Source organism: Trinickia sp. HAY1-2D (assembly GCF_056754935.1).
The window spans coordinates 2,099,993-2,113,582 of record NZ_JBPGWX010000002.1 but is presented as its reverse complement, the minus strand read 5'-3'; the positions used below and the strand labels follow the sequence as shown (position 1 = coordinate 2,113,582).

The 13,590-nt window shown below is 64.8% G+C and carries 15 protein-coding genes; 5 read left to right on the top strand and 10 right to left on the bottom strand.

Annotated features, from left to right (window positions below; all coding sequences use genetic code 11):
- Window positions 1-38 precede the first annotated feature (38 nt).
- Together phaZ and ACR9ZC_RS17015 are read left to right on the top strand one after the other, a co-directional pair.
- Window positions 39-1,343 (top strand): polyhydroxyalkanoate depolymerase, encoded by a 1,305-nt coding sequence (gene phaZ, locus ACR9ZC_RS17020; protein WP_481581194.1) that lies wholly within the window; start codon window positions 39-41, stop codon window positions 1,341-1,343.
- A gap of 36 nt (window positions 1,344-1,379) precedes the next feature.
- Window positions 1,380-1,847 carry a universal stress protein gene (locus ACR9ZC_RS17015; protein WP_481581193.1) on the top strand — a complete coding sequence of 156 codons (468 nt, stop codon included), beginning with the start codon at window positions 1,380-1,382 and terminating at the stop codon, window positions 1,845-1,847.
- 67 nt (window positions 1,848-1,914) lie between these two features.
- On the opposite strand, the gene ACR9ZC_RS17010 is transcribed toward ACR9ZC_RS17015, so the two are convergent.
- Window positions 1,915-2,391: a universal stress protein gene (locus ACR9ZC_RS17010; RefSeq protein ID WP_481581192.1), complete on the bottom strand. Its 477-nt coding sequence runs from the start codon at window positions 2,389-2,391 to the stop codon at window positions 1,915-1,917.
- A 286-nt stretch (window positions 2,392-2,677) separates the two neighbouring features.
- Between ACR9ZC_RS17010 and fnr the strand changes: the two genes are divergently transcribed.
- The gene (gene fnr / locus ACR9ZC_RS17005; RefSeq protein ID WP_481581191.1) at window positions 2,678-3,457 is read left to right on the top strand and encodes a fumarate/nitrate reduction transcriptional regulator Fnr; all 780 of its coding nucleotides are present in this window, start codon (window positions 2,678-2,680) and stop codon (window positions 3,455-3,457) included.
- A 28-nt stretch (window positions 3,458-3,485) separates the two neighbouring features.
- On the opposite strand, the gene ACR9ZC_RS17000 is transcribed toward fnr, so the two are convergent.
- The 8 genes from ACR9ZC_RS17000 to ACR9ZC_RS16965 form a co-directional block, all read right to left on the bottom strand.
- Window positions 3,486-4,475, bottom strand: a complete 990-nt coding sequence (locus ACR9ZC_RS17000; protein ID WP_481581190.1) for a zinc-dependent alcohol dehydrogenase family protein — start codon at window positions 4,473-4,475, stop codon at window positions 3,486-3,488.
- 21 nt (window positions 4,476-4,496) lie between these two features.
- A complete protein-coding gene (locus ACR9ZC_RS16995) occupies window positions 4,497-4,775 on the bottom strand; it encodes a DUF1488 family protein (RefSeq protein ID WP_331572585.1) in 279 nt (92 codons plus the stop codon).
- 149 nt (window positions 4,776-4,924) lie between these two features.
- Window positions 4,925-5,773: an ureidoglycolate lyase gene (locus ACR9ZC_RS16990; RefSeq protein WP_481581189.1), complete on the bottom strand. Its 849-nt coding sequence runs from the start codon at window positions 5,771-5,773 to the stop codon at window positions 4,925-4,927.
- Between the two features lie 34 nt (window positions 5,774-5,807).
- A complete protein-coding gene (locus ACR9ZC_RS16985) occupies window positions 5,808-6,584 on the bottom strand; it encodes an SDR family oxidoreductase (RefSeq protein ID WP_331572589.1) in 777 nt (258 codons plus the stop codon).
- Window positions 6,581-7,909 carry a UxaA family hydrolase gene (locus tag ACR9ZC_RS16980; RefSeq protein ID WP_481581188.1) on the bottom strand — a complete coding sequence of 443 codons (1,329 nt, stop codon included), beginning with the start codon at window positions 7,907-7,909 and terminating at the stop codon, window positions 6,581-6,583. The genes ACR9ZC_RS16985 and ACR9ZC_RS16980 overlap by 4 nt, the downstream gene beginning before the upstream one ends.
- A gap of 29 nt (window positions 7,910-7,938) precedes the next feature.
- A complete protein-coding gene (locus ACR9ZC_RS16975; protein ID WP_481582696.1) occupies window positions 7,939-8,268 on the bottom strand; it encodes a UxaA family hydrolase in 330 nt (109 codons plus the stop codon).
- 5 nt (window positions 8,269-8,273) lie between these two features.
- Window positions 8,274-9,314: an ABC transporter permease gene (locus tag ACR9ZC_RS16970; RefSeq protein ID WP_481581187.1), complete on the bottom strand. Its 1,041-nt coding sequence runs from the start codon at window positions 9,312-9,314 to the stop codon at window positions 8,274-8,276.
- Window positions 9,304-10,905, bottom strand: coding sequence for a sugar ABC transporter ATP-binding protein (locus ACR9ZC_RS16965; protein ID WP_481581186.1), 1,602 nt, complete (start codon window positions 10,903-10,905; stop codon window positions 9,304-9,306). Before ACR9ZC_RS16965 ends, ACR9ZC_RS16970 begins: the two co-directional genes overlap by 11 nt.
- Before the next feature lie 185 nt (window positions 10,906-11,090).
- Here ACR9ZC_RS16965 and ACR9ZC_RS16960 point away from each other — a divergent pair, with 185 nt between their 5' ends.
- Entirely contained in the window at window positions 11,091-11,954 is an 864-nt protein-coding gene (locus ACR9ZC_RS16960) for an IclR family transcriptional regulator (RefSeq protein ID WP_481582695.1), read from the top strand.
- A 73-nt stretch (window positions 11,955-12,027) separates the two neighbouring features.
- Here ACR9ZC_RS16960 and ACR9ZC_RS16955 read toward each other — a convergent pair whose 3' ends face one another.
- Window positions 12,028-12,363 (bottom strand): DUF4148 domain-containing protein, encoded by a 336-nt coding sequence (locus ACR9ZC_RS16955; RefSeq protein ID WP_481581185.1) that lies wholly within the window; start codon window positions 12,361-12,363, stop codon window positions 12,028-12,030.
- A 187-nt stretch (window positions 12,364-12,550) separates the two neighbouring features.
- Between ACR9ZC_RS16955 and ACR9ZC_RS16950 the strand changes: the two genes are divergently transcribed.
- Window positions 12,551-13,495 carry a LysR family transcriptional regulator gene (locus ACR9ZC_RS16950; RefSeq protein ID WP_331572318.1) on the top strand — a complete coding sequence of 315 codons (945 nt, stop codon included), beginning with the start codon at window positions 12,551-12,553 and terminating at the stop codon, window positions 13,493-13,495.
- Window positions 13,496-13,590: the final 95 nt, after the last annotated feature.

The following is a 13,590-nucleotide window of genomic DNA, read 5'->3' as shown; positions in this document are numbered from 1 at the left end:
CGCACGCTGGCGAGCGCGGCGTGCCGCGGGAGGCGGTCATGCTCTACGACTGGCTGGAAGCGCAGCGCGCGCTGGCGCGCTCCGTTGGCGCGTGGACCGAATATGCCGGGCGCCTTTTCGGGTTACCGGTAGCGCCTGGCGATATCGGCGTTCCGGGCAGCGACTGGTTCGGCCGCTTCATTCAGACCGCCGCCCAAGCGCCGGGCTTCGATATTCATTCGGTGACGATCGGCGAACGCCAGGTGAGCGTGAAAGAAACCGTCGTCGCGGCAACGCCGTTTTGCGCACTGCGTCACTTCGCCCGCGAAGGCATGGTCCTTCGCTCATCCCCGTGTCCCGTTCTGGTCTGCGCGCCGCTGGCCGGCCATCACGCCGTCATGATGCGCGAGACGGTCGAGACGCTGCTGGAGGACACCGACGTCTATGTGACCGATTGGGCCAACGCGCGAGACGTTCCGATAACGGCCGGCAGGTTCGGCCTCGACGACTACGTCCAGACCATCGAACGGTTTTTGCGCATGCTCGGCGGCGCCGGACTGCATGTCCTGGCCGTATGCCAGGCCACCGCACCCGCCGCTGCCGCGGCCGCCCTCCTCGCCGCGTGCGGCGAGCCGGCTCCGCTCAGCCTCACGCTGATGGGCGGTCCCATCGATGCACGCATCAATCCGACGGCGGTCGGCCGCTTCGCGCTCGCGCACAGCATCGGCTGGTTCCGAGACACCCTCATCGATATCGTCCCGCCCGGTTACGCTGGGGCAGGCCGACGGGTCTATCCAGGCTATATTCAACATGCGGCGCTGATGGCCGTGCATCCGGACCGCCAGCTCGCACTCGAATCGCGGTACTGGGCGCACCGGTGGCGCGCAGACAAGACAAAAGCCGCGGAAAGCCGACGCGCGCTCGACGAGTACGCCGCCGTGCTCGACATGACCGAGGACTATTTCCTCGATACCTTGCGGGTCCTCTTTCGCGAGCACCGGCTCGCGCACGGTATTTGGCAGATTGCCGGACGCCGCATCGATGGCTCGGCGCTTGCTCGCACCGCCCTTTGTACGGTCGAGGGCGATTGCGACGATATCACCGGCGCGGGCCAGACGCATGCCGCCCATACCGTTCTCACGTCCGTGCCAAAGCGCTCGAGAATGCGCCTGACGATCGCCGATTGCGATCACTACGGTCTTTTTACCGGAGCCCGCTGGCGCGAAGCGATCCACCCCGAGCTGGCCCGTTTCTGGCGCTCGGCGTCCGCGCGGCGGCGTGGCTCCCCGGTCCGGCCACCCCCGACGGCCAGATCGCGCGCACTTGATTCAGATCAGGCTGCAACGATGAGCGTGCGCCGATGATGCCCGGAAAACGGATCGACTTCGCGGAAGGCCCAAATGTATCGACACATCCTCGCCCCTATCGACGGTAGTGCCACGTCCACGCGCGCGCTCGAGGCCGCGCTCCGGTTCGCCAGCGGTTCCGGCGCCGAATTGCTTGCACTTTATGTCGTGGACGTGCCGGTCATCGGCTCGGAGGCGCCTGGCTACGATCCCAACCTGGTGCGCGATGCGCTTTTCGAGCAGGGAGCGCGCGTGGTCGACGAAGCGATCGAGAAAATGAAAGCCGCCGACGTTACCGGCACGCCGCGCGTGGTCGAGACCAACCCGCTTCGCGACGATATTGCGCATACGATTCTGCGCGTCGCCGAGGAGTGGCCGGCCGATCTGATCGTCATGGGTACCCACGGGCGGCGCGGATTCCAACGGCTCATGCTCGGCAGCGTAGCGGAACGCTTCCTGCGCATTTCGTGCTGTCCGGTTCTCCTCGTCCCGGCCAGCGATGCGGCGTCCGGTGAAAGTTGAGTGCCGGCCCGACGACACGGCGGCATCGATCCGGCACGCCGAGGCCCGGACGAGCCGCGGACTCCCGTCAGAGTTTGCCCGTTGCGCCGCGGGCCACTTCATCGTGGCGCACGAGCAACACCGGCAAATCCACCGAGCGCAGCAACGATTCGGCAACGCTGCCCAGCAACACGCGGCGCACGCCATGGCGACCATGCGTTCCAATGACGATGAGTTCCGCCCCACATTCCGCGGCGACGCGAGCGATGACCGAGGCTACGCTTTCGCCGTACGCGTCGACGACACGCGGCGTGCCCTCGACCCCTCCCGCCTTGAAGACTTCTTCGGCTTCCTCGAGCGCCGCCGTCGCCGCCTCGATCGCCTCGGGGCTCGCGCCCTCACCGCCCTGATAGACCGCACCAACGTCCACCAGTTGCGGGGCGTGCTCCACGACGCAGACCGCGACGATCGACGCGCCCGAAGCGCTGGCGATCTTTACGGCCTCGTCGAGCGCAAGACGCGCTGCGCGGCTGCCGTCAATGGCAGCCAGAATACGTGTGTACATGATGGTTCTCCGGGGCACCGGCCCACTGCATCGATCATTGATGCAATAAGTGTGCGACCCGCGAGGCCTGCGCGGCTTGATGCCGATCAACGAGCGATCGGGGGCGCCGCCATGCCTGACGAATGAGCCGATTCCTGCGCGACCGTAGGAAAATGCTTACAAAGCGCCGTCGATACCTACCCCAGTTTCGTATCGCGCTGATATTTTTTTCGCGGGGCGCTGGCCATACTCACTGCCATGAAAGATCACGTGCGTGCTGCCGCGCGCGTCACTGGCGGAGGCCACCATGTTGCTCGAACTGGATTTCCCCCGACAAGAAGGCCCATCCCCGGCCCCGCAGGAGACGTCCTGGGATGCCTACAGTCGAAAGCTACCGTCGTCTGCCAAGGAGGGTTGCTCGACCTGCTCGCTGCGCTCGGCCTGCGTCCCGGATGGGTTGACCGCTCAGGAAATCGCGCGCTTCGATGCGATCGTCAACACGACGCGGACCATCAAGCGCGGCGAAGCGCTGTACCGTACCCACGATCCGTTCGAGAGCATTTATGCCGTGCGGGCCGGTTCGTTCAAGACCGTCGTCATGCACCGCGATGGCCGAGAGCAGGTCACGGGTTTTCACCTTGCGGGCGAAGTGCTCGGGCTCGACGGTGTCTGTGCCGAACGACACAGCAGCGATGCGATAGCCCTCGAAGACAGCAGCGTATGCATCATGCCTTATTCGCTACTCGAATCGATGTGCACGGAATCGAAGCAGTTGCAGCGGCAAATGCTGCGCACGATGAGCAGCGAAATCGTGCGCGAATCGTCGCTCATGATGCTGCTCGGCACGATGAGCGCCGAGCAGCGCGTCGCCACGTTCCTGCTCAATCTATCGAGCCGCATGAAGGCGCGCGGCTACTCGGCCGCCGAATTCAACTTGCGCATGACGCGCGAGGAAATGGGCAATTACCTCGGCATGAAGCTCGAGACAGTCAGCCGTATGTTCTCCAAATTCCAGCGCGACGGGCTGCTCGAAACCCACGGCAAAAAAATCCGCATCGTCGATCTGACCGCGCTCGAAGCGGTTTGAGCCCGCCGATATACGCCCTCGAGTTGCGTCAATCGCCGGTCGTCAACACCGCGGCGCCGGTGAGGCGGCCCTCGCGCAAGTCGGACAGTGCCCGGTTGGCCTCGCGCAACGGATAGAGCGTCGTCTCGATGCGCAGCGGCACCTGGCCCGCGATCCGCATGAACGCGTGTCCATCTTCGCGCGTCAGATTTGCGACCGATACAAGGCGCCGTTCACCCCAGAGCAGGTCGTACGGAAAGGACGGAATCGCGCTCATGTGGATGCCGCCGCAGACCACGATGCCACCTTTGACGACGGCGGCCAGTGCGGCGGGCACGAGCGCGCCGACCGGTGCAAAAATAAGTGCCGCATCGAGCGGTTCGGGCGGTGCGGCATCGCTGCCGCCGGCCCAACGTGCGCCGAGTCGGCGAGCGAGCTGCTGCGCGGCCGTGTCGCCGGGCCGCGTGAACGCATAGACGATCCGCTGCTGATGGCTGGCCACTTGCGCCACGATGTGTGCGGCCGCTCCGAAGCCGTAGATGCCGATACGCCGGGCGTCGCCGGCCATCGAGAGCGTGCGATATCCGATGAGGCCCGCGCACAATAGCGGCGCCGCTTCCGCGTCGGAGTAACGAGCCGGTATGGGCAGACAATAGCGGCTATCCGCGGTAACCCACTCGGCATACCCACCATCGAGCGTGTAGCCCGTGAACGCCGGCCGATCGCACAGGTTTTCGCGGCCGCCGCGGCAGTAGCTGCATTGCCCGCACGTATGGCCGAGCCAGGGCACCCCGACGCGCTCGCCCAGCCGGAATTCGGTGACGCCCTCACCCAGGCCCGCGACGACACCGACGATTTCGTGCCCCGGTATGACGGGCGTCTTGGGATGGGCCAATTCCCCGTCGACCACATGCAAATCGGTGCGGCACACCCCGCATGCGCGAATGCGGATCGACAATTGCCCGGGGCCGGGCGTCGGATCCGGCAACTCGCGCTCGCTCAAGTGCGGGGACCGGCCGTCGAATACCATCGCGCGCACGTCGTTGTCTCCCGGTGCGAGTCAAGCGTCGTGAAAACGGAAAAACCCGCTATGCAGCAGCACCGGCTTCTTGCCGAGTTCTTGCAACAATTCGCGAGCGGCTCGTTCGATGGCGTGCCGATGCTTTTCGAACGCCGCAAGGACATCCTCTTCCCGGAGCGACTGGGCGCCAAAGTGGTCTTCGAGCGCCTCAGCGGTAATTGCGCATTGGACGCGCTCGCCATCGACGAGCGCCGGGAACGCGAGCACCAGGTCGCGGCCGCAGTACTCGGGAGCCTCGATCGGAAAAGAGATATGCATAGCGCCCCCTTTGCGGCAACCGTGCCGCGGCGAATCCATCCGGCAACCTTACGACAAAAGGCGCAGACGTGCCACGCGCCCTTGCCATCAGGATAGTCGATGGCAAGCGTCGTCCTGCTTGACTTGGATCAACGCTTGCGGGGCTCGGATCACTCCGCGGCGACCGTGCGTTGCCGCTGCTCGCCGAGCCCCTCGATGCCGAGGCGGATCGTCTGGCCCGCTTTCAAGTAAACGGGCTCCGGCTTGATGCCCAGACCGACGCCCGGCGGCGTGCCGGTCGAAATCACATCGCCAGGCTGCAGGCTCATGCACTGCGAAAGATACGAGACGAGCTTCGCGACCGTAAAGATCATCGTGCGCGTATTGCCGTTCTGATAGCGGTGCCCGTCGACTTCGAGCCAAAGATGAAGCTGCTGCGGATCGGCGATTTCGTCGCGCGTGACCAGCCACGGGCCCAGGGGGCCGAACGTGTCGAAGCCCTTGCCCTTGTCCCACTGCCCGCCGCGCTCGATTTGCCACTCGCGCTCGGACACATCGTTGATGACGCAAAAACCGGCCACGTAATCGAGGGCGTTCGCTTCGTCGACATACTTGCATGGCCGCCCGATGACGACACCGAGTTCCACCTCCCAGTCGGTCTTTTTCGATCCACGCGGGATCTCGATATCGTCGTTCGGGCCGACGATCGCGCTCGTCCATTTATTGAAGACCACAGGTTCGCTCGGAATCGGCATGTTCGATTCCGACGCGTGATCCGCATAGTTCAAACCGATACATACCATCTTCCCGACCCGGCCGACGCAGGCACCGATCCGCGGTTCGCCCCGCACGACCGGCAGTGTCGCCGGATCGATCGCCCGCAGCCGCGCAAGGCTCGCATCGGAGAGCGCATCGCCAGCGAGGTCGTCGACGTGCGTCGACAAGTCTCGAATGTTGCCCTCGGCATCGACGAGGCCCGGCTTTTCCTGACCTTTCGGCCCATAACGAAGCAGTTTCATATCAGTGGATTGCGATAAGAGAAAGTGGGAAGGATCAATTGGACCAGCCGCCGTCGATGAGATGCACCTGCCCTGTCGTGAACCCCGCTTCGTCCGATGCGAGATAGGCGGCGAGCGCGGCGATCTCTTCGGGTTTGCCGATGCGGCCCATGGGCTGACGCGCGACGAATGCCGCCTCGACTTCGGCGACCGACTTGCCTTGCGTGCCCGCCTGCTCGGCAATGCGAGCCGTCAACGAGGGCGAAGCCACGGTTCCCGGGCAGATCGCGTTGCATCGCACGCCGCGAGTCACGAAGTCCGCGGCGACCGACTTCGTGAGCCCGATCACCGCGGCTTTCGACGCGCCGTAGACGAAGCGGTTCGGCACGCCTTTGACGCTCGAAGCCGCCGACGCCATATTGACGATCGAGCCGCCGCCGCGCTCGAGCATCCCCGGTAAAAACGCGCGGATCGTCCGGTACATCGACTTCACGTTCAGATCGAACGAGAAATCCCAGTCGTGCTCTTCGCATTCGAGCACGCTGCCCGCATGCACGAAACCGGCGCAATTGAGCAGGATATCGATGCCGCCGAGCTCGCTCGCGAGCGCCGCGATCGCGGCCGTATCGCGCACGTCGAGCGGGCGCGCCTCGAACGGTACGTCGCCGAACAGATCGAGCCGGATATCGGTCGCGACGACGCGCGCGCCCTCACGCGCGAATCGCTCCGCGCACGCGCGGCCAATGCCCTGCGCGGCCGCGGTCACGACCGCGACTTTGCCGGCGAGCCTGCCCGCGAGCGGATGCTCCGGTGATGTTGCCGTGGGATTCATAAACGCTCCGTTTGATGTCCGCCAGCGTGCGCCGCGGGCATGATCGGCAAACAGGCCGGCCCAACCGGCTCGAATGCCTTGTAGGTCAGAATGAATTCCTGGTGGCCGAGCATCTCCGACTTCGACCGCGCGCCGTTGGCGACATCGACGGTCAAATCGAATACTTCGCTCCCGAGCTCGTCGAGCGTGCCGCGTCCCTCGAGGATGCGCCCCGCATCGACGTCCATGTCGCCCGATAGTTTGCGGTAGGTGTCTGGATTGGCGCAAACCTTGATGACCGGCGACACCGCCGAGCCGACGACCGAACCGCGGCCCGTCGTGAACAAGATCAGGTGGCAGCCGCAGGCGATCAGCTCGCCGATTTCGGCATTGTCGCTGATGTTCGGAAAACCGAAGCGCGGCTCCCCGTCGGGCACGACATCGAGCAGGTAAAGGCCGCCCGTCGGCGGCACGTCGCCCGGCTTGACGATGCCGACGATCGGCGATGCCCCGCTTTTCGCATAAGCGCCGAGCGACTTCTCCTCCTGCGTCGTGAGCCCGCCGTCGGCATTGCCGACCGCGAAGCTGCCGTGTCCCATGATCGTGTAATAGCGCGCCGCTTTCGCCACGCATTCGACGATCGCGTCGCCGAGCTCTGGCCGCGCCGCGCGCGACTTCATATGGTATTCGCACCCGACGAGTTCGCCCGTCTCTTCGAAGACGCAGGTCGCGCCGCGCTCGATGAGCGCATCGAACGCGCGCCCCACGGCCGGGTTGGCCGTCATGCCGCTCGTGCCATCCGAACCGCCGCAGACCGTGCCGACGACGAGTTCGGAAAGCTGCATCGGCACGGTGCCCTGCGCGCGCAAAGCCTGCCGCGTGCGCTTCACCCAGTCGACGCCGCGCATCACCGTGCTGCGCGTGCCGCCCGTTTCCTGGATCGTCAACACCTCGACCGGCCGTCCGCTTTCGCGCACGAGATCGGCCAGATAGTGCTTGTTCATGCTTTCGCAGCCGAGCGAGACGAACAACACCGCGCCGACGTTCGGATGTGTGGCGATACGCGCGAGCATTTTCTCCGCGTAGGCGTTCGGATAGCAGCCGGGAAAGCCGATCAGATGGACATCGGGTTGTTCGTCGTGGGCGTTGGCGACGTCGAAGTCGCCCGCCACGGCGTCGGCGTCGGACTCGTCGTAGCGTGGCCCGAAGCGCGTGACGATTTCGCGTGCCACGTGATGGGCGCATTCGACGAGATACGCGACTGCGATCACGTTGCGAATGCCCTTGCGGCCGTCACTGCGCAAGTAACCGCGAAGCGGGGCCGGTTGGGAAGAGAGCTCGTTCATCGAAGTATCCGTCGAAAAGGGACAGGTGCTCAACGCTTGTCGTGGGAGACGAAACTGTGGCCTTCGTCGTGGGTGTACGTGGGCAGATAGTCGCTCACGAGATTGTGCATGTGCAGATGCTCGCCGCGTGCGACGCTCGCCGTCACATGGCCGATCGGCGCGCCGTAGCGGATGACCTTCTCGCCAGCTGCGAGCGGACGGCGCGCGAGCTTGTGCGCGAGCGGGATCGTCGTCGCGAGCACGACGGTTTCACCGTCGATGGCGAGCGCCGTACCGGCTTCGAGCGTCGTCGCGGCGATCACGCAGTTGTCCTCCGGCGCGAGCAGAATCAGGCGCGGATCGAATGTCGGAGAAGTCATCGTCGTCATGCGTCACCGCCGGCCCGTTTCGTCAACATCAGCGCTGCAAGGATCACCGCACCGTAAATCGCTTGAACCCAGAACGACGGCACGTGCGCGAGCATCAGGAGATTCTGCGCTACGCCCAGCAGCATTGCGCCCGCGAGCGCACCCAGTATCGATCCTTTGCCACCATCGAGCGAGATCCCGCCAATGACCGCGGCGGCGACGACGGTGAAGATCATGCCGCCGCCACCGCTCGCGTCGATCGCACCGCCGTAGCCCACGGCCGCCATACCGCCGACGGCCGCAAGGACCCCGCCGATCACGAACACACCCCATACGATACGCTCGACGCGAATGCCCGCCGCGCGCGCCGCCTCGCGGCTGCCGCCTATCGCGTAAAGGGCGCGCCCCAGCCGGTGATAGCGCAGTATGAACGCAGCCGCGGCGAACGATGCGGCGGCGAACCAGACCGAAATTGGCAGCCCGAGCGCACTCGCCGCCGCGAGCGTGCGAAGCGACGGGGGCAGCGCGAACGTGGCCCCCCCTCGCGTCACACCGGCCAGCACGCCGCGCAATACGATCAGCATCGCAAGCGTCGCGACGAAAGCGTTCAGGCGCAGTCTGACGACGAGCAGTCCGTTGATCCAGCCGATCATGGCACCCACGGCCACAATCACCGCAAGCGCCGCCGCGGGCCACGCCCAGCCCGGGCCGCCGGAACCGGCTGAGATGACGAGCATGACGCCCACCGCCGGGGCCAGTCCGAAGGTCGACTCGAGCGACAAGTCGAACTGGCCGACGAGCACGATCAGCGACTCGGCAAGCACGACGAGCGCCAAGGCTGACGTTGCACCGAGCACGTTGACGAGATTCGCGCGCGTGAGGAAATCGGGATTGAGGAGCGAGCCTATCGCGACGAGCAGCGCAAGCGCTGAGAAGCGCGCCACTTCGCGCCGACGCGCCACTTCCCAGCGTACGGGCGACGGGCGGGGCTGCCCAGTCGAAAACGGGAACCCGGCCGCGCGAACTTCGACGGCGGCGCCGGACAGACTAGGCTTCATCAAGATCGACTCCTTCGATTGCTGCAATCAGTTCACGGTCGGCCCAGAAGGCCGGAAACGTTTTGACGATGCGGCCACGGAACATCGCGAATACGCGGTCGCAGCTGCGCAGATCGTCGAGCTCGCCGCTCGAGACGATCACCGCGCGGCCGGCGTCGCGGGCGAGGTCGATCTGGGCGAGCAATATCTCTTTCGACTTCACGTCGACGCCAAGCGTCGGATCGACGAGTACGAGCACATCGGGATTCGTCGCCAGCGCGCGCGCCATGACGACTTTTTGCCGGTTGCCGCTGGAGAGCGTCGCCACTCGCACCTGCGGCCCGCGCGCAACGATGCCGAGCGACGCCATGGCCTCGGCGCCCAGCCGGCTTTTGACGGCATCGCGCACGATGCCCCAGGGGCCGAGCCGTCGAGCCAGTGTCATCGTCACGTTCTCGGCGATCGATTGGCCCGGCACGAGACCTTCGCGGTGGCGCGCCTTCGGCACGCAGCCCACACCCGCATCGAGCGCGGCCTCCACATCGCCGTAGGGAAGCGTGATTGCGGCCGTCCCGCCTCGTGCGTGAACGCGGACCGCGCCCGAGCGCGGCTTGCGCAGGCCGGCGATCGCCTCGGCGAGTTCCACGCGCCCGCTCGTCGACGCTCCGACCAGACCGACGACCTCACCGCGTCGAACCGCGAACGAAACAGCATCGAAATCCGTGCCCGCCAGCCCCGCCACTTCCAACGCGAGCGGTTCGGCAGTCGGCATCTTCCGCATGCCGATGTCGGCGATGCCATCGCCTCCTGTCTCGCCTGTCATCGCGTCGATGAGTGTCTCGCGCGGCAGTCCCTCGACTGGCGCCGTCAGCACACGCCGCCCATCGCGCAATACCGTCACCATCTGGCAGATGTCGTAGACCTCCTGCAATCGATGCGAGATGAACAGAAACGTCGCACCTTCGCGCCGCATCGCCTCGATGCGACTGAACAGCCGCCGGATCTCGCCCCGATCGAGCTGGGCGGTCGGCTCGTCGAGCACGATCAGACGGGCGCCCTGCGACAAAGCCCGTGCGATTTCGACGAGTTGAAGCGCCGGTGCGTCGAGCTCCGCGCAGCGGGTGTCCTCGTGCACATCGATATGCCAGCGGTCGAGCAATGCTCGGGCCTCGCACCGCATCGTGCGCCAGTCGATCGCGCCGCGCGCGTGCGGCTGCCGATTGAGGAACAGGTTTTCAGCGATGGACAGCTCGCGAATTGCCGTCGAGTGCTGGTGAACGCAAGCGACGCTCGGGCAACCCGGGCTGCGCCCGACGAGGCCGGCCGCAGGCTCGCCCGTGAAACGGATCTGCCCGGCGTCTGGCCGCGCCAGCCCCGCGAGCAGCGAAACGAGCGTCGATTTGCCCGCGCCGTTGCGGCCAACGAGCGCGTGCACTTCGCCCGGCATGACGGCAAGGTCCACGCCGGCCAGCGCCGTCGTGGCACCGAAGCGCTTGACCACACCGCGCACGTCCACGACGGGCACGGCAGCGACGCCAGCAGCCGTGCTCCCGAGGTGCAGCGAATGGCCTTGCACATCGCCGCCTCGCGCCAACGCCGGACCGTACGCCATCGTCTCCTCCTCGTTGAGCGTCGGTACGACGCAACAGCCGGCAGATCGACCGGCATCTTTTGCTCCGCTCGTCGGCGGCTTGGTTATCCTGCGGAGGCAGCCGCGCGCACCGTTACCGGTCCGCGTCACCAAGTTCATTGATGAATGTATTATTCATATACGGATGATTGACCGCAAGCACCGCGATGACCGGTGTTTTCCCTAACCTTCGCCCGAGGGCAGATCAATTGAAGTCCGAGAAAAACGCGACCGCGGCCGACGAGGCCTCCGATATTTCAGCCGCCGACGAAGCCGAGCGCTACCGTGCGCCTGCGCTCGACAAGGGCCTGGACATACTCGAGCTGCTGTCGGAACAAAAAGAGGGACTGACGCGGGCCGAGATCATGAAAGCGCTGGGCCGCAATGCGAGCGAGATTTACCGGATGCTCGAACGCCTCGTCGCCCGCCAATACGTCATGCGCTCGCCGGGCGGCGACCGCTATACGCTGAGCCTGAAGCTGTTCGCGCTGGCGCACCGCCACCCTCCGATGCACCGCTTCCTGACCGAGGCCGTGCCCGAAATGCAGCGCTTCGCCGATACCGCCGAGCAGTCGTGTCATTTGACCGTCTACGATCGGGGCAATCTGCTCGTCATCGCGCAAGTGGACGGTCCGGGCACATGGGGATTGTCGATTCGCCTGGGCTCGCGCGTCGGTCTCGTCGATACGGCATCGGGGCAAGTCATGCTTGCCTTTCAAACCGAGGATGAACGCGCGCGCATGCTTGCCGAGCACACTCGCGTAAAAGGCGAGATCGCACGCTCGTCGAACGAACTCGCAACGATGTTCGAAGCGATCCGCGCGCAGGGGCATCTGCGTAAGGAGAGCGCTCAGACGTTCGGTGTAACGGACGTCACGTTTCCGATTCTCGGACCGTCGGGTCAGGCCATCGCCTCGCTGACGAGTCCCTATATGCGTCGTATCGACAGCTACGTCGCCCCTTCGCTCGACGAGGTCACCGCGATGCTTGCGGCTACGGCAAGCAAACTCTCGATGTCTCGCCGCCCATGAAGAAAAAAGCCCAGACGAACGTCTGGGCAAAAACCACCGGGCAATTCAGCGGCTCGGCGCCGCACGCGACAGCTCAATACCGTTTGTAGATCGGCGGCGAATACGAGCTCACGGATCCTTCCGCGGCACGGCCCGATTCCGCGGCATTGCCTGCGCCGCCGACGCCGCTCGTATCGGCTTGGGCAGCCGCTTGCCGCGAGGCATTCTCGGCGGCGATACGCGCCTGCGCAGCCTGAATATTCTCCGGATAATGCATACGGTCCGACGGGTTGAAGCCGGCCTTCATGGCGCGTTCGAGGTCGGCGCGTACTTGAGCGCGCGTGAGCGGTTGATTGTCCGATTGCGCGAACGAAAGGGCCGGTACGGCCAATGCGAGGGCAACCGCGGCTGCCTTGATCAATGCTTTCATGATGAACTCCAAAAAGTTGTGCGATACGTCGCTGCGAATGTCGATCTGCAGCAGGTAGAATCAGTTTAGAAGGGCTCAATCAGCGGATAAATAGTCGATTCCAGAATTCACTGGTGCGCCTGACAGAACAATGACCGCCGGGCGGGCAACGGTTTCGCTGTTCCAACAACGATCGGAGGATGCCGCCATGGATCGCTTCGCGGCAATGAAAGTGTTTACGCGCGTGGTCGAATCGCGCAGTTTCGTCAAAGCAGGGGAATCGCTGCAGCTTGCCACCCCGCAAGTATCGAGAATGGTCGCGGCGCTCGAAGCGCATCTCGGCGCACGGCTTCTCAATCGCACGACGCGCAGCATCAGCCTCACCGAAGACGGCGAGGCTTATTACGAACGTTGCCTGCGCGTGCTGGCCGAAGTCGACGAAATGGAGGCCGAACTCACGCACGCGAAGCTCAATCCGCAAGGCAGGATCAAGGTCAATCTGCCGTCGTTGATCGCGAAGACTGCGATCATTCCGGCACTGCCCGAGTTCTTTGCGCTCTATCCCGACATCCAGGTGGAAATGGGACTCAGCGATCGGCAAGTCGATGTCATTGAAGAAGGTGTGGACTGTGTGATTCGCACCGGCGAGCTCGAGGATTCAGGACTCGTCGCGAGGCGCCTCGGCAATCTGCCGCGCATCACCTGTGCGGCGCCGTCGTATCTCGAGAAATTCGGCGAGCCGAAAACGCTGGAAGCGCTACGCGAACATGTCGCCGTCAACTATGTCTCGAGCAACACCGGCCGCATAAGAAGCTGGGATTTCCTCGTTGGAGACAGGATCGAGACGATCGACATGCGCAGTATGATCGCAGTCAATGAAGTCGATGCGTACGTGACATGCGGCCTGCATGGTTTGGGTATTCTCAAAGGCGCGGTCTTCCCGCTTTGGCCTTATATCCAGAGCGGCGCGCTATGCGAAATTCTTAAAGACTACCCCTGTCCGCCCCGGCCCATCTCGATCATGTATCCGCGCAATCGGCATCTGCCGCGCAAGATCAGGATCTTTGCCGACTGGGTCGCCGATGTATTCGCGCGCACCCCGCTGCTGCAAACGCAAGAGGCCGATATCGAGGCGAAGGCGATCGCCGATTGAGCGCTACGCCGCCGCAATAGTTGCGCGCAAAACGCGCTATCGGCGCGCCGGGCCTCGCGTGCGCCCTCACATCCGCACCGGGAACGAACCATGCT

Coding starts and splice junctions, on each gene's coding strand:
- phaZ (WP_481581194.1), top strand. CDS start 39: ATGCTCTACGACTGGCTGGAAGCGCAGCGCGCGCTGGCGCGCTCCGTT.
- ACR9ZC_RS17015 (WP_481581193.1), top strand. CDS start 1,380: ATGTATCGACACATCCTCGCCCCTATCGACGGTAGTGCCACGTCCACG.
- ACR9ZC_RS17010 (WP_481581192.1), bottom strand. CDS start 2,391: ATGTACACACGTATTCTGGCTGCCATTGACGGCAGCCGCGCAGCGCGT.
- fnr (WP_481581191.1), top strand. CDS start 2,678: ATGTTGCTCGAACTGGATTTCCCCCGACAAGAAGGCCCATCCCCGGCC.
- ACR9ZC_RS16995 (WP_331572585.1), bottom strand. CDS start 4,775: ATGCATATCTCTTTTCCGATCGAGGCTCCCGAGTACTGCGGCCGCGAC.
- ACR9ZC_RS16990 (WP_481581189.1), bottom strand. CDS start 5,773: ATGAAACTGCTTCGTTATGGGCCGAAAGGTCAGGAAAAGCCGGGCCTC.
- ACR9ZC_RS16985 (WP_331572589.1), bottom strand. CDS start 6,584: ATGAATCCCACGGCAACATCACCGGAGCATCCGCTCGCGGGCAGGCTC.
- ACR9ZC_RS16980 (WP_481581188.1), bottom strand. CDS start 7,909: ATGAACGAGCTCTCTTCCCAACCGGCCCCGCTTCGCGGTTACTTGCGC.
- ACR9ZC_RS16975 (WP_481582696.1), bottom strand. CDS start 8,268: ATGACTTCTCCGACATTCGATCCGCGCCTGATTCTGCTCGCGCCGGAG.
- ACR9ZC_RS16970 (WP_481581187.1), bottom strand. CDS start 9,314: ATGAAGCCTAGTCTGTCCGGCGCCGCCGTCGAAGTTCGCGCGGCCGGG.
- ACR9ZC_RS16965 (WP_481581186.1), bottom strand. CDS start 10,905: ATGGCGTACGGTCCGGCGTTGGCGCGAGGCGGCGATGTGCAAGGCCAT.
- ACR9ZC_RS16960 (WP_481582695.1), top strand. CDS start 11,091: ATGACCGGTGTTTTCCCTAACCTTCGCCCGAGGGCAGATCAATTGAAG.
- ACR9ZC_RS16955 (WP_481581185.1), bottom strand. CDS start 12,363: ATGAAAGCATTGATCAAGGCAGCCGCGGTTGCCCTCGCATTGGCCGTA.
- ACR9ZC_RS16950 (WP_331572318.1), top strand. CDS start 12,551: ATGGATCGCTTCGCGGCAATGAAAGTGTTTACGCGCGTGGTCGAATCG.